We start from the raw sequence: 17237 nt of genomic DNA on the forward strand, positions 1-17237 counted from the left end.
ACAAGGAGATGCGCCGGCGGCCGCCTCGTCGGTCGAGATGGCAAGCGCGGTGCCGTGACTGCGGACGGATAAATCTCGAGGAAATGCGCTGGAATCGGCATGATCCGGCCAGATCAAGGCCGAGCATGTCCGAGACATGTCCCATTCCGGAACACATCGCGAGACAAGACGCAGACTGTCGCGGCCAGGCCAGCTATCGGATCAGGGAAAGGCGATGTTCATCCTATCAGGGGGTTCAGCTTGACCCTCGCGAGAAACCCAACGAAGACGATGATCTACGCCGTCAGCATGGCGATGCGTGCGCCAGCAGCGATCGAGATGAACGTCGTTCTCTTCAAACCCTCGCAGCGACCGGCGGCCCTGGCCGCCCCTCCCGAACCGCCGCGCCGCGACATCGCCGGCGTGCCGGTCGCGGCAGTGACGCGCGACGAGGCGCTCGCGCTGATCGACCATGCTTTCGACGGTGGCGGGCACCTGCATCTGGCCTATTGCAATGCCAATCTGGTCAACATCGCCGCTGGCGATGCCGGCCTGCGCGAGCGTCTCGCCGGGTTCTTGGTCCTGCCCGACGGGATCGGCGTCGACATCGCCTCGCGCCTGCTCCACGGCGCGCCCTTCCCGGCCAATCTCAACGGCACCGACCTCACGCCGGCCATGCTCGCCACCCGCAAGCGGCCGCTGCGCGTGATGCTGCTCGGCGGCCGGCCGGGCGTCGCCGAGCGCGCGGCGGCACGGCTGCGGGCCGACCATCCGCAGCATCGCTTCTCGGTGCTGAGCCACGGCTATTTCGGATCGCACGAGGAGGCGGCCCTGCTCGCCCGGCTTGCGCATGAGCGGCCCGACCTGCTGCTGGTCGCCTTCGGCAATCCGCGGCAGGAACAATGGATCGCCGATCATATCGACGCCCGCCATTGCGCGGTCGCGGCCGGCATCGGCGCACTGTTCGATTTCCTCGCCGGCGAGGTGGCGCGGGCGCCGGAAGCCTTCCGTAGCTTGCGTGTCGAATGGGTCTACCGCCTCTGGCTCGAGCCGCGCCGGCTTTGGCGGCGCTATGTCGTCGGCAACCCGGCCTTCCTCATGCGGGTGCTGCGTCAAAAGCTGGCCAGGCAGAGCGCCTGAGGGCGCTTACGGCTTCTTTCTGACAACGAAGCCGAAGAGCGGGCCGGCGCCGATCATCACCAGGAAGACCCGGATGATGTGATGGGCCGCGACGAAGGCGACCTCGGTGTGCAGCGCCAGCGCAATCAGGCTCATCTCGGCGAGGCCGCCCGGCGAATAGGCCAGGATCAGCGGCACCGGCTTGTAGCTCGAGACATGCGCCACGGCGAAGGCGAAGACCAGCGTCAGCGCCACCAGGATCACGGTCGAGCCGACGGAGATCAGCAGGATGCGCAGGATCGCCTGCGGCGGCGTGCCGACGAAGCGGCAGCCGATGGTGACGCCGAGGATGAGCTGGGCGACGTTGACGATCTCGTAGGGCGGCACGGAATCGCTGAAGCCGACGAGGTGCACGATCGCCGAGACCAGCATCGGCCCGAGCAATTGCTTCGCCGGCATGCGCAGCGCATGGGCGAGCATCACGCCGGCGATCGCGCTGGCGACCAGCCAGAACCAACCCAAGGCCGGCGTCTGGAACATCGACGGGCCCGGATTGCGGTTGACGCCGAGCGAGACGCCTTCGAGCCATTGCACGATGAAGGGCAGCGTCATCACCACCAGCAGGATGCGAGCTGAGTGGATCAGCGCGATGGTGCGGGCATCGCCGCCCTTCTCCTCGCCGGTGATCACCATCTCGACGAGGCCGCCCGGCATCCCTGAAAAGAAGGCGGTGATACGGTCATAGCCGGCGACGCGGCGGAAATAGGTGACGCAGCACAGGCCGCAGGCGACCATGAACAGCACCAGCCCGCCGATCGTCGGCAGCCAGTTCGGCATCTGGGCGATGATCTCCGGCTTGAAGCCGGAGCCGAGCATCACGCCGATTACCGCCGACATGGGCGGGCGAATCACCGGCGGCGCCGCAACGGGGGAGCGGGCGATTGCGGCCACGGTGCAGAACACCATCGAGCCGAGCATCCAGGGCAATGGCAAGCGGTAATAGGCAAAGAGCCAGCCGCCTACGGTGCCGAGCGCGAGGGCGAACAGAAAACGGCGCCAGGGAAAGCGTCGCGGCGACAATTCGCTGATGCCGTCGATCGCATCCCTCAGCAGATCCCGCATTGCCCCGATCACCTCCCCCGGACGCATGCCTATGGCAGAGCCACGGCGCTGCTATACGCCATTCGCATGGCGATGACAGGGCTTTGTCGGCATGCCGCCCTTGCCATCGCGGCAGAGCGCAGAGACGTGGCGGCAACCGTGACGAGCAACCCTGCCATGTCCGTAAGCCGCTGACGAACGGAAGAAAAATCGGCGACAGTCCAATCCTGCAGGATATCTGATAGGCCGTCGGCATCGTCCGCCCGGCTCGGGGCAGCCATGAGCGAAGACCGCCTTTCGGAAGCGACTGGTCGCGGCAGCGAAAGCCTCGGCCTCGCTGAAGCGCTGCCTGCGCCCGCGAACGAAGACGGCAGTCCAGCAGACCCTCTCGAATCGCTCCCCCCGGAGCGACCGCTGCCGCCGGTCCTGTCCGCCCCGTCTCGGGAGGGTTGGCTCACCGCGCGCCGCAATCGCGCGCGCCTGTGGTGGCGCCGCGCGAGCCCGAACCTGCGCGGCACCGTCTACATGATCACGGCGCTGCTGGTTTATGCGGTGATGGTCGGCGCCTTCAAACATCTGGGCAAGGCGATCCCGTTGGTCGAGACGCTGATGATCCGCCAGATCATCATGAGCGCGGTAGTCTGCATAATCGCTGGCCGCAGCCTGCCATTGGCCTTCAAGACCGACCGGCCCGGCCTGCAGATCTTCCGCGGCCTGACCACGCTGGCCTCGATGCTCTGCGGCTTCAGCGCCCTGCTCTACATCCCGCTCGCCCAGGCGACGGCGATCAGCTTCAGCCAAGTGCTGTTCGTCACCGTCGCAGCGGTGCTGATCCTGAAGGAGCGCGTCGATGCGGCGCGCTGGATCGCGACGATCCTCGGCTTCGCCGGCGTGCTGATCATGCTCAACCCCTCGAGCGAGGGCTTGAACGTCTGGGCGCTGATGGCGGTCGGCGGGGCGCTGTTCGGCGCCGGCATCACCGTCAGCGTGCGTATCCTCGGCACCAGCGAGCGCACCGAGACGATCCTGATCTACCAGGGCCTCGTCCTGATGGCCGTGCTCGCCTGGCCGGCCTTTGCCTTCTGGGTCTGGCCTACGCCTGAGCAATGGTTCTGGCTGGTGCTGCTCAGCCTGTTCGGCACGGCCGGGCAATGGCTGATCACCAAGGCTTATCAGGTCGGCGAGGCCGCCGCCCTGGCGCCGCTCGATTTCAGCCGCCTGATCCTTGCGGCCTTCACCGGCTTCGTTTTCTTCTCGGAGGTGCCGACGCTGACGACGCTGGCCGGCGCCGCCATCGTCATCGGCGCGACGCTCTACACCATGCGCCGCAATGCCCGCGGCCACCCCGGCTCCGACCTCTCCTCTCCGCCCTGACGACCAACGGACAGACCATGGCGCATCACCAGCTCGACGCTTCGCTCGCCACCTGCCACTGGGGCTATTTCGACGCCAGTCTGAAGCCGGTGCTGGAGATCGAGAGTGGCGACAGCGTCACCATCCGCACCGTCACCGGTGGCGCCACCCATCAGCCCGAGGGCAACGCGACGATCCCGCCGGAGATCCACGAGATCCATGACAAGGCCGAGCGCATGTTGCCCGGCCACATCCTCACTGGCCCGATCGCGGTGAGGGGGGCCAAACCCGGCCAGGTGCTCGAGGTGCAGATCAGGAGCGTCAGCCCGCGCACCGATTACGGCTACACCATGTTCCGCCCGCTCGGCGGCACGCTGCCGGACGAGTTCGACTATCACGCCTTCCGCTACATCCATCTCGACCGCGAGCGGAACATCGCCAAGCTGCCCTGGGGCATGGAATTGCCGCTCGCGCCGTTCTTCGGGGTAATGGGCACGGCGCCGCCGGCGCATTGGGGCCGGGTGACCTCGCTAATCCCGCGCGCCTTCGGCGGCAATCTCGACAACAAGGAACTCGGCGCCGGCGCGACGCTCTATCTGCCGGTCTTCGTCGAGGGCGCGCTGTTCTCCTGCGGCGACGGCCATGGCGCGCAGGGCGACGGCGAGGTCTGCATCACCGCGATCGAGACGGCATTGGAAGGCACGTTCGAGTTCCATCTGCGCGAGGATCTGTCCCATGCGATGCCGCGGGCGGAGACGAAAAGCCACCACATCACAATGGGCATCGATCCCGATCTCGACATCTGCGCGAAAGATGCGCTGCGGGAGATGATCGACCTGATCACCTCGCGGACGAAACTGACGCGCGACGAGGCCTATATGCTCTGCAGCCTCGCCGCCGATCTGCGCGTCACCCAGACCGTCAACGGCTCCAAGGGCATCCATTGCATGCTGCCGAAGAGCTTGGTGGCGTAGTCCTGGTCAGCCGTGATGCCTCAAGGCATCCGCGAGAAGCGGATGCAGCGGGTCGGCGAAGGGATTGGCGACCGTCACGCCGCGGTGGACGAACCCGTCCTGCATGTCTTCGGACAGAAGCAGCGCGCAGCCGGCCTCCGCGGCCGTGACGAGGATGAGCGCATCCCAGAATTGTAGGTTATGGGTGGCCGAAAGGGACAGGGCTTCGGTGAAATCCCTCTCGGTCGCCGCCCGCACATGGGCGCTGAGGCGCAGCCATTCGCAGGCACGAGCCGCCTCCCGCCGGTCGATCCGGAACTTGCCGACAATCGCATGGTAGAATTCGCCGATAACTTGCGTGGGAATGACCGACTGCTCCGGCGGCAAAGCGTCGCGGACTGCATTCGCCTTGGCCGCCCGCTGCTCATCGTTGAAGCGGCCCGCATGGATCAGGACATTCGTGTCGAAGGCGACGAGCATCAGTCGTAGAAGTCGTCGCGCGTCAGCTTCGGAAAATTCTGGACCGGCCGGCTGTTCAGCCAGGTCGTCAGCCTGTCGAACGCCTCGCGCCGCCGCGCCTTTTCGGCGTCGGGCTCCTCAACGCGGGTGATCTGCACCTTCGGCTGGCCGCGCGAGGTCACGACGACGCGCTCGCCGCTCTCGGCGAGCTTCATCAGCTTGGAGAATTCGCGATTGGCCTGCGCAGCCGAAACCGTCTTCACCATGACGGCCCCCCGATGTAGTGATGTCACTACATTTATGGATAGCGCGCGGCGGGAATGCAAGCGCGATCGAGCTGAAGGACAGAGCCATGAGCGTCCGCGTCGTCCGTCTCGGCAGTGCACGCGAAGCCGGCGAAGGCACGCGCATCGGTACGGTCCGGCGCGTGCCACGCGGCGTGCCCAAGGAGCGCTATGCCAGCGAGAACTGGTTCGACGTCTGGTTTCCGGTGCTGTCGCCGACGCTCGAATTGATGGCGCAAGCCAAGGCCGCCGAAACGGAGAAGGACTGGGCCGGCTTCACCCGCGCCTTCAAGGCTGAGATGGCCGAGCCGGCGCCGCGCCATGCGCTCGACCTGCTCGCGACCCTCTCGCATGGCAGCGATTTCTCGGTCGGCTGCTATTGCGAGGACGAGGCGCATTGCCATCGCTCGGTGTTGCGCGTGTTGCTGGCGGAGCGCGGCGCCAGCTTTGCCTGATCCTGCGAGAACCGACGCCCTCTCGCCAGCCGGGCGCGGCCATGCTAACCGCTCCGGCATGACCGAGACTGGACAAGCCCGCATCGAAGCCCGCTTTGCCGCCTGCGCCGCGGCGGGCCGCGCCGCGCTGGTGACCTATGTCACCGCCGGCGATCCCGACTTCGACACCGGCAGCGCGATCCTGAACGCCTTGCCGGCGGCCGGCGCCGACATCATCGAGCTCGGCGTGCCCTTCACCGATCCGATGGCCGACGGCATGCCGGTCCAGCTCGCTGGCCAGCGCGCGCTCAAGGCCGGGCAGACGCTCAAGAAGACGCTCGCGATGGTCGCCGCCTTCCGCAAGGCCGGCCACGACACGCCGATCGTGCTGATGGGCTATTACAACCCGATCTGGGCCTATGGCGTCGCCGCCTTCCTCAAGGACGCCCGCGCCGCCGGGATCGACGGGCTGATCGTCGTCGACCTGCCGCCGGAGGAGGACGAGGAGCTCTGCCTGCCGGCGCTCGCCGCGGGCGTCAGCTTCATCCGCCTGGCGACGCCGACCACCGACGACAAGCGCCTGCCGCGCGTGCTGCAGAACACCTCCGGCTTCGTCTATTACGTCTCGATGACCGGCGTGACCGGCGGCGCGATCGCGAACTATGACGCGGTCGGCGCGGCGGTCGCCCGGATCAAGCAGCACACCACGCTGCCCGTCGCCGTCGGCTTCGGCGTCAAGACGCCGGAGGATGCGATCGCGATCGCCAAGGGCGCCGACGGCGTCGTCGTCGGCTCGGCCCTGGTCGATCGCGTCCGGCTCTCGCTCGATGGCGAGGGCAAGGCCACGGAAAAGACGGTTTCGGCTGTCACCTCGCTGGTCGCAGAGCTCGCCGCCGGCGTCCACTCGGTCGCAAAAGCTACCGCCTGAGCCGGCTGCGCTTGCGTCATTCAAGGATGATCCGATGAACTGGATTTCCGAAGTCGTCCGTCCGCGCATCAAGACGCTGTTCAAGCGCGAGACCCCGGAGAATCTCTGGATCAAGTGCCCGGATTCCGGGCAGATGGTCTTCCATAAGGATGTCGAGGCCAATGGCTGGGTCATCCCCGGCTCGGACCACCATATGCGCGTCACCGCGCAGGACCGCCTGCGGCTGACCTTCGACGAGGGCAAGTGGATCGACGTCGCCCTGCCGGAGGCGGTGGCCGATCCGCTGAAGTTCCGCGACGAGAAGCGCTACACGGACCGGATCAAGGACGCCCGCACCAAGACCGGAGCGAGCGACGCCTTCAAGGTCGGCTTCGGCCGAGTCCAGGGCCTGCCGATGACGGTCGCGGTGCAGGACTTCCACTTCATGGGCGGCTCGCTCGGCATGGCCGCCGGCGAGGCCTTCATCAAGGCCGCCGAGACGGCGCTGGAGAAGAAGACCCCGCTGGTGGTGTTCGCCTGCGGCGGCGGGATGCGCATGCAAGAGGGTATGCTGTCGTTGATGCAGATGCCGCGCACGACCGTCGCGGTGCGGCGTTTGAAGGCGGCGAAACTGCCGTATCTGGTGGTGCTGACCGATCCGACGACCGGCGGCATCACGGCCTCCTATGCCATGTTGGGTGACGTCCACATCGCCGAACCCGGCGCCCTCATCGGTTTCGCCGGGCCGCGGGTTATCGAGCAGACGATCCGCGAAAAGCTGCCTGATGGCTTCCAGCGCGCCGAGTATCTTAAGGAGCACGGCATGGTCGACATGGTCGTGCACCGTCACCAAATCCCGGCGACTTTGGCACGACTCGGCCGGCTTTTGACCAAGCAGCCGCTCCCGGCTGTCAACGTCCCTGAACCCGAGCCGCAGCCGGCCGCCGCTTGATCGCTTCCACCCCGGCCGGGAGGCCGGTGTCCGCATGAGCACATCCGACCTCCTGCTGGCGCGCTTTCTCGCGCTGCATCCCAAGCTGATCGACCTCTCGCTCGGGCGCATCCTGCGTCTGCTGGAGCGACTGGGCGACCCGCAGAAGACGCTGCCGCCGGTGATCCATGTCGCCGGCACCAACGGCAAGGGCTCGACCATCGCCTTCATGCGGGCGATCCTCGAAGCGGCCGGCCTTTCGGTCCATGTCTACACCTCGCCGCATCTGGTGCGTTTCCATGAGCGCATCCGGCTCGGCCGCCCCGGCGGAGGGCGTTTCGTCGACGAGGCGCTCCTGGTCGATGCGCTGGAGCGCTGCGAGAAGGCTAATGCCGGCGATCCCATCACCTTCTTCGAGATCACCAACGCCGCCGCCTTCCTGCTCTTCTCCGAGCACAAGGCCGATGTCGTGCTGCTCGAGGTCGGGCTCGGCGGTCGCTTCGATGCGACCAATGTGATCGATCACCCGGCCTGCACGGTGGTGACGCCGGTCTCGCTCGACCATTCCGAATATCTCGGCGACACCGTCACCAAGATCGCCGGCGAGAAGGCCGGCATCTTCAAGCGCGGCTCGCCGGCGGTTATCGCACCGCAGGAGCCGGAGCCGACCGCCGTGCTTGAAGCGGCGGCCGAGCGCGTCGGCGCCTCGAAGCTGCTGGTCGGCCTGCAGGACTTCAACGTCCACGAGGATGGCGGCCGGCTGGTCTATGAAGATGCCGACGGCCTGCTCGACCTCCCGCTGCCACGCCTCGCCGGGCGCCATCAGCACGTCAATGCCGGCACGGCGATCGCCGCCCTGCGCGCCGCCGGCTATGGCGGCCTGCCGGGTTCGGCTTTCGAGCGCGGCATGACCGAGGCCGAATGGCCGGCCCGCCTGCAGAGGCTGGCGCGCGGCAAGCTCGCCGAACTCGCCCCGGCTGGCGCCGAACTCTGGCTCGACGGCGGTCACAATCCCGATGGCGGGCGCGTGCTCGCTCAAGCTATGGCCGATCTCGAGGAGAAGAACCCGGCTCCGCTGGTGATGATCGCCGGCCTGCTCGCGACCAAGGACGCGCGCGCCACCCTCGGTCATTTCAAGGGGCTGGCGCAGGGCCTGTTCGCGGTCTCGATCCAGAACCAGCTCGCGGCGCGCACGGCCGAGGAGGTCGCGACGCTGGCACGCGAAGCGGGTTTGAAGGCCGAAGTCGCGGGCTCGGTCGAGCAAGCGTTGATGGAGATCGCCCGGCGCGACTGGAAGGGCCCGCCGCGCATCCTGATCTGCGGCTCGCTCTACCTCGCCGGCGAGGTCCTGGCAGCCAATGGCACGCCGCCGGTGTGATCAGCCGCCCCGCAGCGAGGAGCACCATGCCGATCTCCGAACTGACGACGCTCGGCCTGATCCTACTTTGCGGCGCGTTGGGCGGCTGCGTGACTTCTGGCGGCAGCGATACCGCCGCTGATGGCATCGACCGCGCTATCGCCGGCGAGCCGACCTTCATGCAGCAGACCTACATGACCATGGACAAGCGTTGCCGGCAGGTGAAGCGGCCGACCGCGGTGCTGACCCGGAAGCCGCAGCATGGCAGCGTCCGCATGTTGACGCGCAAGGCCAAGGCGGTCTACGGCCCCGGCCCCTATGAACATTGCGACGGCAAGGTCGGCAACGCGCTCGCCTTCGAATACACGTCCGCCCCCGATTATCGTGGCCGCGACAGTTTCGAAGTCCGCGTGCGCTATTCCGATGGCGAGATCCGCCATGGCCGCTATGAGGTTGATGTTCGTTGAAGCTCGCCGTCAGCGGCGGCCGGTGAAGCCGATCGTCGCCAGGAAGCCCTCGACCCTGCCCTGCCATTGGTCGATCGCGCGGACATAGCGATGCCCGTCCTCCCCGAAGGGCGGCGCCGCGACGAACTCGGCCCGGCCGCCGGCTTGCTGGAAGGCGCGGTGCAATCGGCCAGCGATCTCCGGTCCGAAGAAGCGGTCATTGCTGCTGTAGAGCCAGAGCTGCGGCACGCGCGAGCCGCTGCCATAGCGGCCAGCAGCCGCGACCAGCGCATCCGGCGAGCAGACCTCGCCGGCCTTCAGTGAGCCGCGTCCCCCTGCGAAATTGACGACGCCGAGCAGGCCGGGGACGGATTGCGAGGCAGCCGCGAGCGAGCCCCAGCCACCGGCCGACACCCCCATCAGCACGATGCGGCGCTGATCGGCATCCGGCCGGGACAGCACTGCATCGAGCGCCGCGCGGATGTCGCGTGCGCTGGTCAAACCGGCGCGATGGTAGTCAGCCCGGTCGCAGGCGCCGTAACCTTCGGCCCAGGCACCGCCCTCCGCGCCATAGCCGCGCCGGATCGGCACCGCGACCATGACGCCGCGCGCGGCGAAGTGGCGCGCGACCGCGGCGAGCGTGCCTTTGCCGAACTCCGCCCGCCCCGCCGCATCGCGCGGGCTGCCATGGGACAGCACGAGGACGGGAAAGGGCCCGGTTCCCGACGGTTTGTGGAGGTAGACGGCGATCTGCCGATCCTCGATGCGCGCCTGCAGGGCCTCGATCGTTTCGGCCGCCGCAGCGGCGATCGTGAGCTGGAGGGCCAAGCTCGCCGAAGCCAGCGCTGCAACGATCCTGTGCATGACCAACGCCCCAACCGCGACATCTTCCATGGATCGCAGCTTCCGCCGGGGACGACAAGGATACTCTCCGCCATGGCCTTTCCGGCCAGCATCGCTAGGATCATGCCCATGACGACACCAGCTTTCGGCAAGGGCGGCCCGGCGGTCTCGCGGATCGGCCAGGGCACCTGGAACATCGAGCGCGCGCCCCGCACGGAGGCGATCGCAGCACTGCGGCGCGGGCTCGATCTCGGCCTTTCCCATATCGACACGGCCGAGATGTATGGCGATGGCCTTGCCGAGGAGATCGCCGGCGAAGCGCTCGCCGGCCGGCGCGACGAGGTCTTCCTGGTCTCGAAGGTGCTGCCCCACAACGCCTCGAAGGCCGGAACGCGCAAGGCCTGCGAGCAATCATTGCGCCGGCTCGGGACCGACCGGCTCGACTGCTATCTGCTGCACTGGCGCGGCTCATATCCCCTGGCGGAGACCTTCGCGGCCTTCGAGGAGCTCAAGGCCGAAGGCAAGATCCTGTCCTGGGGCGTCAGCAATTTCGACATCGCCGATCTCGACGAGGCCCTGCGGGTCGCCGGCCCCGGCAGGATCGCCTGCAACCAGGTGCTCTACCATCTGCGCGAACGGGCCATCGAGCATGCGGTGATCCCCTGGTGCGAGCGCAACGGCGTCGCCGTCACCGCCTACAGCCCGTTCGGGCAGGATGATTTTCCGCAAGTGGGCTCGGCGCAAGGCAAGGTGCTCGCCGAAATCGCCGCGGCCCATGGAGCGAGCCCGCGTCAGGTCGCGCTCGCCTTCCTGACGCGAAACCCTTCTGTCTTCGCGATCTCGAAGGCCGCGAAAGCAGGCCATACGCAGGACAATGCCGGCGCACTGAAGCTTGAACTGGGCAATGCGGACATCGCCAAGCTCGACGCGGCCTTCCCGCGCGGTCCGAAACCGCGCGGACTGCCGATGTTGTAGCCGCTACTTCTCGATGCGCCAGACCGTGCGCAGGGCGGCGCTGACAGTGACCTCGCCCGGCTCGATCGACACAGGCGCGGCACCGGCGGCCATGCGATAGGCGCGTGTATCGCCCATCGGCCGTACCGGCGGCTCGGCTTCCGCCTCCACGATCGAGACGAGCTCGCCCACTTTCACGCCAAGGCGCTTGGCATAGATCTCGGCCCGGGTGCGCGCCGCTTCCGCCGCCTTGTCGCGGGCCTGGTCCTTGGCCTTGTCCTCGTCGGCGAGGCCGAAGCTGATGCCGGACATGTCATTGGCGCCGGCGGCAACCAGCGCATCGATCAGCGGGCCGGCCTTGGCGAGATCGCGGACGATCACGGTGATGCCGGTGCGCGCCTCGTAGCCGTCGATCTTCGCCGCGCGCGCCTGCGGCGAGGACGAGGCCGAAGGCTGCGTCATCCGCGGCGATAGCGCGATCTGCGAGGTCGAAAGATCGCCCTGGGCGACGCCGGCGGCCTTCACCGCCTCGATCAGCTTGGCCAGCGCCGGCGTGTTCTTCGACAGCGCCTCCGCCGCGGTCTTGCCCTCGCTGACCACGCCGGCATGGACGGTGGCGAGATCGGGCTTCACCCTGACTTCGCCGGTGGTCTGGATCACGATGCCTTCCGCCGGCGCGAGCGGCCCAGCAGTCTGGGCGTGCACGGGAGCGGAAAACGCCGCGAGCGCGGCGATGAGCAGGGCCTTCTTGGTCTTCGACATGGTCGTCCTTCGCTGAGGAATAGTCCGCAGAAGCGGAGACCGCTCCTGCCGGGCGACCATGCGCAACCTATTGGGGCAGCATCAGGACGACACGCTCAGCGCGCCGCCAGAATTTCCGCGACCTGCGGGATGTCCTTGTCGCCGCGGCCGGAGAGGTTGACGACCATCAGATGGTCCTTGGGCTTCTTCGGAGCGAGCTCGGCGACCCGCGCCAGCGCATGCGCCGATTCCAGCGCCGGGATGATGCCTTCGAGCTTGGAGATCAGCTGGAAGGCCTCGAGCGCCTCCTCGTCCGTCGCCGAGAGATAGGTGGCGCGGCCGATATCGTGCAGCCAGGAATGCTCCGGGCCGATGCCGGGATAATCGAGCCCGGCCGAGATCGAATGGGCGTCGTTGATCTGCCCATCCTCGTTCATCAGCAGATAGGTGCGGTTGCCGTGCAGCACGCCGGGGCGCCCGCCGGTCAGCGAGGCCGCATGCAGGCCCGACGGAATGCCGTGGCCGGCCGCCTCGACGCCGTAGATCTCGACGCTCGTGTCGTCGAGGAAGGGATGGAACAGCCCCATCGCATTCGAGCCGCCGCCGATGCAGGCGACGAGCGAATCCGGCAGGCGGCCTTCCGCTTCCAGTATCTGCTCGCGCGTCTCCTTGCCGATGATCGACTGGAAGTCGCGCACCATCGCCGGATAGGGATGGGGGCCGGCGACCGTGCCGATGCAGTAGAAGGTCGTGCCGACATTGGTCACCCAGTCGCGCAGCGCCTCGTTCATCGCGTCCTTCAGCGTCTTGGTGCCGGATTCGACCGGCACCACCGTCGCGCCCAGCATCTGCATGCGGAAGACGTTCGGGGCCTGCCGGGCGACGTCGACCGCGCCCATATAGACGATGCATTCGAGGCCGTAGCGGGCGCAGAGCGTCGCGGTGGCGACGCCATGCTGGCCGGCGCCGGTTTCGGCGATGATCCTTTTCTTGCCCATGCGCCGGGCGAGCAGGATCTGGCCGAGCACATTGTTCACCTTGTGCGAGCCGGTGTGGTTCAGTTCCTCGCGCTTCAGATAAACCTTGGCGCCGCCGAAATACTCGGTGAGACGCTCGGCGAGATAGAGCGGCGAGGGCCGGCCGACATAGTGCTTCAGGCCGCTCGTCATCTCGGCGTGATAGGCCGGATCGGCCTTGGCGGCGTTGTAGGCCTGTTCCAGCTCGAGAATCAGCGGCATCAGCGTCTCGGCGACGAAGCGGCCGCCGAACTGGCCGAAGCGGCCGTTCTCGTCCGGGCCGTTCCGGAAGCTGTTGCGTGCGTGCGGCGCGTTCATGCCTGGCCTGCCTTCTTCAACTGTGCGGCCGCCGAACGGGCGGCCCTGACGAATTCCGCGATCTTTCCGGCATCCTTGACGCCGGGCGCGCTTTCGACCCCGGAAGAGACGTCGACGCCGTCCGGCCTCGCGATACGGATGGCCTCCGCGACATTCGCCGGATCGAGCCCGCCCGATAGCATGAAGCGGAAAGCCGGGTCGAGCCTGCTCAACAAGCGCCAGTCGAACGGCCTGCCGTGCCCGCCGGGATAGGCTGCGTCCTTTGGCGGCTTGGCGTCGAGCAGGATACGGTCGGCGATGCCGTGATAGCGCGCGACCGGGTCGAGATCGGCGGCGCTGGCGACGCCGAGCGCCTTCATCACCGGCAGGCCGGTCGCGGCCTTGATCGCGGCGACCTGCTCCGGCGTCTCCTTGCCGTGCAACTGCATCCAGTCCGGCCGCACGATCCGGGCGAGCTCGGCGGCCTGCTCCGGCGCATAGTCGACGACCAGCGCGACGATCCCGGTCCGGCCGCGCGCCTGCGCAGCCAGCTCTACAGCGCGCTGCGGCGTGACGTAGCGCGGACTCTTCGGATGGAAGTTGAGGCCGATCATGCTGGCACCGGCGACCAGCGCCGCATCCAGCGTCTCGGGAGTGGAGAGGCCGCAGATCTTGATCGGGAAGGCGTCGCCATGTGTCATGCCGTTCCTGTAGAGCAATGAGCCTTCCACGAAAACTCCCGGTCGTCCGGGACGACCGGCGGAAGAATCGCGCGCTGTGTCCGAGCCTTCGGCGGATACGCTGCGGCACAGATCCCGGATCTGCGCTTTGCCTTGTCCGGCACACGTGCGCATGTCTCCATTCTGAGCCATTGGCATGACCGATAACCCTTCCCGCCGCACTTGTGACATGATGCGCGGGAAGAGGCTGACATATTGGGGCAAAAGCGGGCGGGGCATGGGGCGGCGTTTCTTTGCAGGTCTGGCGGCGCTCCTGCTGATGGCCGGCCTCGTCGCGCTCGCCGTCTACATGTGGACCCAGCCCCGGACGCTGAAGCTCGCGGTCGGCCCGCTCGGCTCGGACGACGCCAGACTAGCCGCAGCCCTCGTCCAGGGGCTGAGCCGCGAGAAAAAGCCGGTGCGCCTGCGGCTCGTCCTGACCGAGGGCTCGGCCGAGAGCGCGAAGCGGATCGATGAGGGCAAGGTCGATCTCGCGATCGTCCGGCCCGACATCGCCCTGCCGGCCAAGGCCGACACGGCGCTGATCACCCGCCGTTCCTTCCCCTTCTTCATCGGCTCCAAGGATCTGGGCACCGACCGCATCTCCGGCCTGCGCGGCAAGCGCATCGGCGTGGTACGCGCGCCATCGGGCAATCTCGACCTGCTGAAGCTCGTGCTGTCGCAATACGACGTTTCGCCGGAGGCAGTGACGATCGTCCCGCTCGGTCCGGAGGATGTCGCGGCGGCGATCACGGATGGTCACATCGACGCGCTCTTTGCCGTCAATGTGCTGAACGCCCGCGTCGTCACCGAGACCAGCACGCGCCTGCACCGGGCCTTCGGAGACGAGCCGACCATCATCCCGATTCGTGAAGCCGATGCGCTCGCCGCCAGAAATCGCGCGATCGAGAGCGGCGAGATCGTCCGCGGCGCGCTCGGCGGCGACCCGCCGCTGCCGGCCGAGAACCTGCCGAGCATCTCGATCACCTCACGCCTGATGGCGGCGCAATCGCTCGACGATGCCAGGGTCGGCGAGCTCGTTGGCGCCATCCTGTCCCTGCGCGTCACGCTCGCTACCGATTTGCCGGCGATCCAGGGGCTGGAGACGCCCGAGACCGACAAGGACGCCCCGCTTGCGGTGCATAGCGGCGCCGCGGCCTTCATCGACGGCGAGCAGGAAACCTTCTTCGAGCGCTATGGCGACTGGTTCTATCTCGGCGTGATGGCGCTTTCTCTGCTCGGCTCCGGCGCGGCCGGCCTGCTCGGCTATGACAGCTCGGCACGCCGCAAGCGGGCGATGGCGGACCTCAGCCGTCTCGTCGTCCTGCTCGGCGCGATGCGGACCGCGGCGGACGAGCCGGAGCTTTCGGCGATGGAGCGCGAAGCCGATGCCATCCTCGCGGGCGTGCTGGCGAGTTATGCGCGCGGCGACATCGATTCCGGCGGGATCGGCGCCTATCGCTTCGCCATGGACCAGCTCGGCCGCGCCGCAACCGAAAGGCGCATCGCACTGCTGGAAGGCGCGGCTGAGTGATCAGCTTTATTCCCGCCGCAAAGCCGGGCCATCCGTTCGCGCGTTCTTTGTCCCGGTGACCTCCCGAATGGCTACGACCTCCGCAAGCACCGCCCTCATCCTCGGGGCGCTCGTCCTTCTTCCCGTCTCGCCGGCATCGGCCCAGACCGAGCCGGCGCCGCCCTCACAGATCACGGGAGCCTGGCCAGAGGTGAAATGCCAGCGCTGGCGCAGCGCCTATGATGAGGCGCTCAAGCGTTTCGGCCGGAAGGGGCTCGGGCAGGAGTTCATCACCGGCAACGAAGCCTTCATCGCCTCCGGCTGCCAGAGCCGGTCAGATGTCTGCCCGCGCAGCGCCGAGGAGCTTAACTTCGCCAATGTCATGGTGATGGCGGGCATGAATGCCGGGCTCGCCTCGACCTTCATGCCCTATGCCTGCCGGAAATCGTAAGCAGGCGACAGATGCTGGTCGCCTGACACTGCGGCCCATCCGGGCCCGATCCCGCCGCGCGGCCTTGATTCGACGGCGATATCTGCTTACCCGCTGCTGCTGGATGAGCGTGGGCGGCACGTCACTGGGCTGCCTGAAGTGGATACTTGCTCGGGCGCAGCGACTGGAATTCGACCGGAGACCGGAATGGCCCGACATCACACCTTTCTCGACCGGCTCCTCGACCTCAAACCGCTGGCCTTCTCGCTCTGTGACGCGACGCTCGGCCGAAGCCGGTTCTCGCGGCTCGCGACCGGCTTTTTTCCCGATTTCGAATGGCCGGGCGATGCAAGGGTCATCCACGACCTGCAATGGAAGCATCGGCTCTTCGAGCCGCGCCATGACGAAGCCCGGGCCATCGTGACGCAATTCAACGTCGACGTACCGAACCCGATGGAGACGGCCGGGGCGCCCGACATGTCGCGCACCATGGTCGCCGAGATCGCCGACGTCGTGATTCCCGGCCACACGCTGACGCCGGCCAGCGCCTCCTCAGGCAAGCAGATCTCACTCGGCCAGCGCGGCAAGGCGCGCTGGGCCTTCGCCTATCCGGCTCCGGTGGCGCTCAAGCGCATCAGGATCAGCGAGCCCTGCCTCGCGATTCCACCCCTGTGGCACTACACCCATCTCCTCACCGACGTGCTGATGCCGATCTGCGAAGCCGTCCGCGTCGGCGCGATCAACGAGCGCGAGGGCATCGTGATCGTCTCGCGCACGAACCCGCCGATGCTGGACGCCTTCATCGAGGGGATCAGGCTGCTGGGCATCCCCGTCAGGCATCTCAAGCTCGAGCCGACGCAGCATGTGCTGGCAGAGCGCTATCTCTACGCCCGCAGCCACTGCCCCAATATCGAGCGCATCTTCGGCGTGCCGGAGGCGCTGCCGACGGCGCATGCGATCTTCGGCGCCGCCTATCGCGACGTCCCGCCGCCCCCGCCGGCGGCGCGGCTGTATCTGCGCCGGCGCAACCACCGGCTGCGCGTCGTCGCCGGGGAAGAGGAGATGATCGGCTATCTCGAGAAGGCCGGCTTCCGCGTCATGGAGCCGAATTGGGGCAACCATGCCGAGCAGATCGCGGCCTGCGCCGGCGCCGACGTGATTGCGGCGATGCATGGCGCGGCGCTGGCGAACTCCCTATTCTGCAAGCCGGGCGCCACCGTCGTCGAGATCATGGCCGAAAACGCACGCAAGACCACGGTGCTGCACTGGGCCGGCGAGGCCGGCGCAAAGGTCGTCCCGCTGCTCGGCGGGCCGGAAGGCGCCAAGCAGAGCTTCGCGATCGAGCCGCGGCAGATGGCGGATGCGATCATCCGCGTCGCCGACGCCGCGACCGTGTGACAG

19 protein-coding genes are annotated in these 17237 nt (G+C 67.6%); 12 read left to right on the top strand and 7 right to left on the bottom strand.

Features of this window, described 5'->3' with window-relative positions:
• Positions 1–240 precede the first annotated feature (240 nt).
• The gene (locus tag ACFPOB_RS13475) at positions 241–1119 is read left to right on the top strand and encodes a WecB/TagA/CpsF family glycosyltransferase (protein WP_377798981.1); all 879 of its coding nucleotides are present in this window, start codon (positions 241–243) and stop codon (positions 1117–1119) included.
• A gap of 6 nt (positions 1120–1125) precedes the next feature.
• Here ACFPOB_RS13475 and ACFPOB_RS13480 read toward each other — a convergent pair whose 3' ends face one another.
• On the bottom strand, positions 1126–2220 hold the full coding sequence (locus tag ACFPOB_RS13480; RefSeq protein ID WP_377798982.1) for an AbrB family transcriptional regulator: 1095 nt from the start codon (positions 2218–2220) through the stop codon (positions 1126–1128).
• A 258-nt stretch (positions 2221–2478) separates the two neighbouring features.
• Between ACFPOB_RS13480 and ACFPOB_RS13485 the strand changes: the two genes are divergently transcribed.
• Complete coding sequence (locus ACFPOB_RS13485; protein ID WP_377798983.1) at positions 2479–3573, top strand: DMT family transporter; 1095 nt, start codon at positions 2479–2481, stop codon at positions 3571–3573.
• Positions 3574–3590: 17 nt separating this feature from the next.
• The gene (locus ACFPOB_RS13490; protein WP_377798984.1) at positions 3591–4526 is read left to right on the top strand and encodes an acetamidase/formamidase family protein; all 936 of its coding nucleotides are present in this window, start codon (positions 3591–3593) and stop codon (positions 4524–4526) included.
• Positions 4527–4532: 6 nt separating this feature from the next.
• Here ACFPOB_RS13490 and ACFPOB_RS13495 read toward each other — a convergent pair whose 3' ends face one another.
• A complete protein-coding gene (locus tag ACFPOB_RS13495) occupies positions 4533–4985 on the bottom strand; it encodes a PIN domain-containing protein (protein WP_377798985.1) in 453 nt (150 codons plus the stop codon).
• Positions 4985–5230: a type II toxin-antitoxin system Phd/YefM family antitoxin gene (locus ACFPOB_RS13500; protein WP_091835302.1), complete on the bottom strand. Its 246-nt coding sequence runs from the start codon at positions 5228–5230 to the stop codon at positions 4985–4987. Before ACFPOB_RS13500 ends, ACFPOB_RS13495 begins: the two co-directional genes overlap by 1 nt.
• 86 nt (positions 5231–5316) lie before the next feature.
• Between ACFPOB_RS13500 and ACFPOB_RS13505 the strand changes: the two genes are divergently transcribed.
• The 5 genes from ACFPOB_RS13505 to ACFPOB_RS13525 are packed head-to-tail and all read left to right on the top strand — an operon-like array spanning position 5317 to position 9344.
• Complete coding sequence (locus ACFPOB_RS13505) at positions 5317–5703, top strand: DUF488 domain-containing protein (RefSeq protein ID WP_377798986.1); 387 nt, start codon at positions 5317–5319, stop codon at positions 5701–5703.
• 58 nt (positions 5704–5761) lie between these two features.
• A complete protein-coding gene (trpA, locus tag ACFPOB_RS13510; RefSeq protein WP_377798987.1) occupies positions 5762–6610 on the top strand; it encodes a tryptophan synthase subunit alpha in 849 nt (282 codons plus the stop codon).
• A 34-nt stretch (positions 6611–6644) separates the two neighbouring features.
• Complete coding sequence (accD, locus tag ACFPOB_RS13515) at positions 6645–7541, top strand: acetyl-CoA carboxylase, carboxyltransferase subunit beta (protein WP_092158084.1); 897 nt, start codon at positions 6645–6647, stop codon at positions 7539–7541.
• A gap of 34 nt (positions 7542–7575) precedes the next feature.
• Positions 7576–8898: a bifunctional folylpolyglutamate synthase/dihydrofolate synthase gene (locus ACFPOB_RS13520; RefSeq protein ID WP_377798988.1), complete on the top strand. Its 1323-nt coding sequence runs from the start codon at positions 7576–7578 to the stop codon at positions 8896–8898.
• 26 nt (positions 8899–8924) lie between these two features.
• Positions 8925–9344 (top strand): hypothetical protein, encoded by a 420-nt coding sequence (locus ACFPOB_RS13525; RefSeq protein ID WP_377798989.1) that lies wholly within the window; start codon positions 8925–8927, stop codon positions 9342–9344.
• Between the two features lie 9 nt (positions 9345–9353).
• Here the strand turns inward: ACFPOB_RS13525 and ACFPOB_RS13530 are convergent, their stop codons facing one another.
• Positions 9354–10187 carry an alpha/beta hydrolase family protein gene (locus ACFPOB_RS13530; RefSeq protein WP_377798990.1) on the bottom strand — a complete coding sequence of 278 codons (834 nt, stop codon included), beginning with the start codon at positions 10185–10187 and terminating at the stop codon, positions 9354–9356.
• A gap of 108 nt (positions 10188–10295) precedes the next feature.
• On the opposite strand from ACFPOB_RS13530, the gene ACFPOB_RS13535 reads away from it, so the two are divergent.
• Positions 10296–11141 (top strand): aldo/keto reductase, encoded by an 846-nt coding sequence (locus ACFPOB_RS13535; protein WP_377798991.1) that lies wholly within the window; start codon positions 10296–10298, stop codon positions 11139–11141.
• Between the two features lie 3 nt (positions 11142–11144).
• Here ACFPOB_RS13535 and ACFPOB_RS13540 read toward each other — a convergent pair whose 3' ends face one another.
• The 3 genes from ACFPOB_RS13540 to ACFPOB_RS13550 all read right to left on the bottom strand — a co-directional run bounded on the left by ACFPOB_RS13540 (position 11145) and on the right by ACFPOB_RS13550 (position 13875).
• Positions 11145–11882 (bottom strand): SIMPL domain-containing protein, encoded by a 738-nt coding sequence (locus ACFPOB_RS13540; protein ID WP_377798992.1) that lies wholly within the window; start codon positions 11880–11882, stop codon positions 11145–11147.
• A gap of 95 nt (positions 11883–11977) precedes the next feature.
• A complete protein-coding gene (gene trpB / locus ACFPOB_RS13545) occupies positions 11978–13195 on the bottom strand; it encodes a tryptophan synthase subunit beta (RefSeq protein WP_377798993.1) in 1218 nt (405 codons plus the stop codon).
• Complete coding sequence (locus ACFPOB_RS13550) at positions 13192–13875, bottom strand: phosphoribosylanthranilate isomerase (protein WP_377799069.1); 684 nt, start codon at positions 13873–13875, stop codon at positions 13192–13194. Before ACFPOB_RS13550 ends, trpB begins: the two co-directional genes overlap by 4 nt.
• A gap of 256 nt (positions 13876–14131) precedes the next feature.
• On the opposite strand from ACFPOB_RS13550, the gene ACFPOB_RS13555 reads away from it, so the two are divergent.
• From ACFPOB_RS13555 to ACFPOB_RS13565, 3 genes are all read left to right on the top strand, one after another.
• Positions 14132–15427, top strand: coding sequence for a TAXI family TRAP transporter solute-binding subunit (locus ACFPOB_RS13555; protein WP_092158054.1), 1296 nt, complete (start codon positions 14132–14134; stop codon positions 15425–15427).
• A gap of 67 nt (positions 15428–15494) precedes the next feature.
• Positions 15495–15857, top strand: a complete 363-nt coding sequence (locus ACFPOB_RS13560) for a hypothetical protein (protein WP_377798994.1) — start codon at positions 15495–15497, stop codon at positions 15855–15857.
• 186 nt (positions 15858–16043) lie between these two features.
• Positions 16044–17234 (top strand): glycosyltransferase family 61 protein, encoded by a 1191-nt coding sequence (locus ACFPOB_RS13565; RefSeq protein ID WP_377798995.1) that lies wholly within the window; start codon positions 16044–16046, stop codon positions 17232–17234.
• The last annotated feature ends 3 nt before the right edge of the window (positions 17235–17237 follow it).

The sequence above is a fragment of the Allobosea eneae genome, from assembly GCF_042657265.1.
In the GTDB taxonomy this organism is placed as follows: domain Bacteria; phylum Pseudomonadota; class Alphaproteobacteria; order Rhizobiales; family Beijerinckiaceae; genus Allobosea; species Allobosea eneae.

Coding starts and splice junctions, on each gene's coding strand:
- ACFPOB_RS13480 (WP_377798982.1), bottom strand. CDS start 2,220: ATGCGGGATCTGCTGAGGGATGCGATCGACGGCATCAGCGAATTGTCG.
- ACFPOB_RS13485 (WP_377798983.1), top strand. CDS start 2,479: ATGAGCGAAGACCGCCTTTCGGAAGCGACTGGTCGCGGCAGCGAAAGC.
- ACFPOB_RS13490 (WP_377798984.1), top strand. CDS start 3,591: ATGGCGCATCACCAGCTCGACGCTTCGCTCGCCACCTGCCACTGGGGC.
- ACFPOB_RS13495 (WP_377798985.1), bottom strand. CDS start 4,985: ATGCTCGTCGCCTTCGACACGAATGTCCTGATCCATGCGGGCCGCTTC.
- ACFPOB_RS13500 (WP_091835302.1), bottom strand. CDS start 5,230: ATGGTGAAGACGGTTTCGGCTGCGCAGGCCAATCGCGAATTCTCCAAG.
- ACFPOB_RS13505 (WP_377798986.1), top strand. CDS start 5,317: ATGAGCGTCCGCGTCGTCCGTCTCGGCAGTGCACGCGAAGCCGGCGAA.
- trpA (WP_377798987.1), top strand. CDS start 5,762: ATGACCGAGACTGGACAAGCCCGCATCGAAGCCCGCTTTGCCGCCTGC.
- accD (WP_092158084.1), top strand. CDS start 6,645: ATGAACTGGATTTCCGAAGTCGTCCGTCCGCGCATCAAGACGCTGTTC.
- ACFPOB_RS13520 (WP_377798988.1), top strand. CDS start 7,576: ATGAGCACATCCGACCTCCTGCTGGCGCGCTTTCTCGCGCTGCATCCC.
- ACFPOB_RS13525 (WP_377798989.1), top strand. CDS start 8,925: ATGCCGATCTCCGAACTGACGACGCTCGGCCTGATCCTACTTTGCGGC.
- ACFPOB_RS13530 (WP_377798990.1), bottom strand. CDS start 10,187: ATGCACAGGATCGTTGCAGCGCTGGCTTCGGCGAGCTTGGCCCTCCAG.
- ACFPOB_RS13535 (WP_377798991.1), top strand. CDS start 10,296: ATGACGACACCAGCTTTCGGCAAGGGCGGCCCGGCGGTCTCGCGGATC.
- ACFPOB_RS13540 (WP_377798992.1), bottom strand. CDS start 11,882: ATGTCGAAGACCAAGAAGGCCCTGCTCATCGCCGCGCTCGCGGCGTTT.
- trpB (WP_377798993.1), bottom strand. CDS start 13,195: ATGAACGCGCCGCACGCACGCAACAGCTTCCGGAACGGCCCGGACGAG.
- ACFPOB_RS13550 (WP_377799069.1), bottom strand. CDS start 13,875: ATGACACATGGCGACGCCTTCCCGATCAAGATCTGCGGCCTCTCCACT.
- ACFPOB_RS13555 (WP_092158054.1), top strand. CDS start 14,132: ATGGGGCGGCGTTTCTTTGCAGGTCTGGCGGCGCTCCTGCTGATGGCC.
- ACFPOB_RS13560 (WP_377798994.1), top strand. CDS start 15,495: ATGGCTACGACCTCCGCAAGCACCGCCCTCATCCTCGGGGCGCTCGTC.
- ACFPOB_RS13565 (WP_377798995.1), top strand. CDS start 16,044: ATGGCCCGACATCACACCTTTCTCGACCGGCTCCTCGACCTCAAACCG.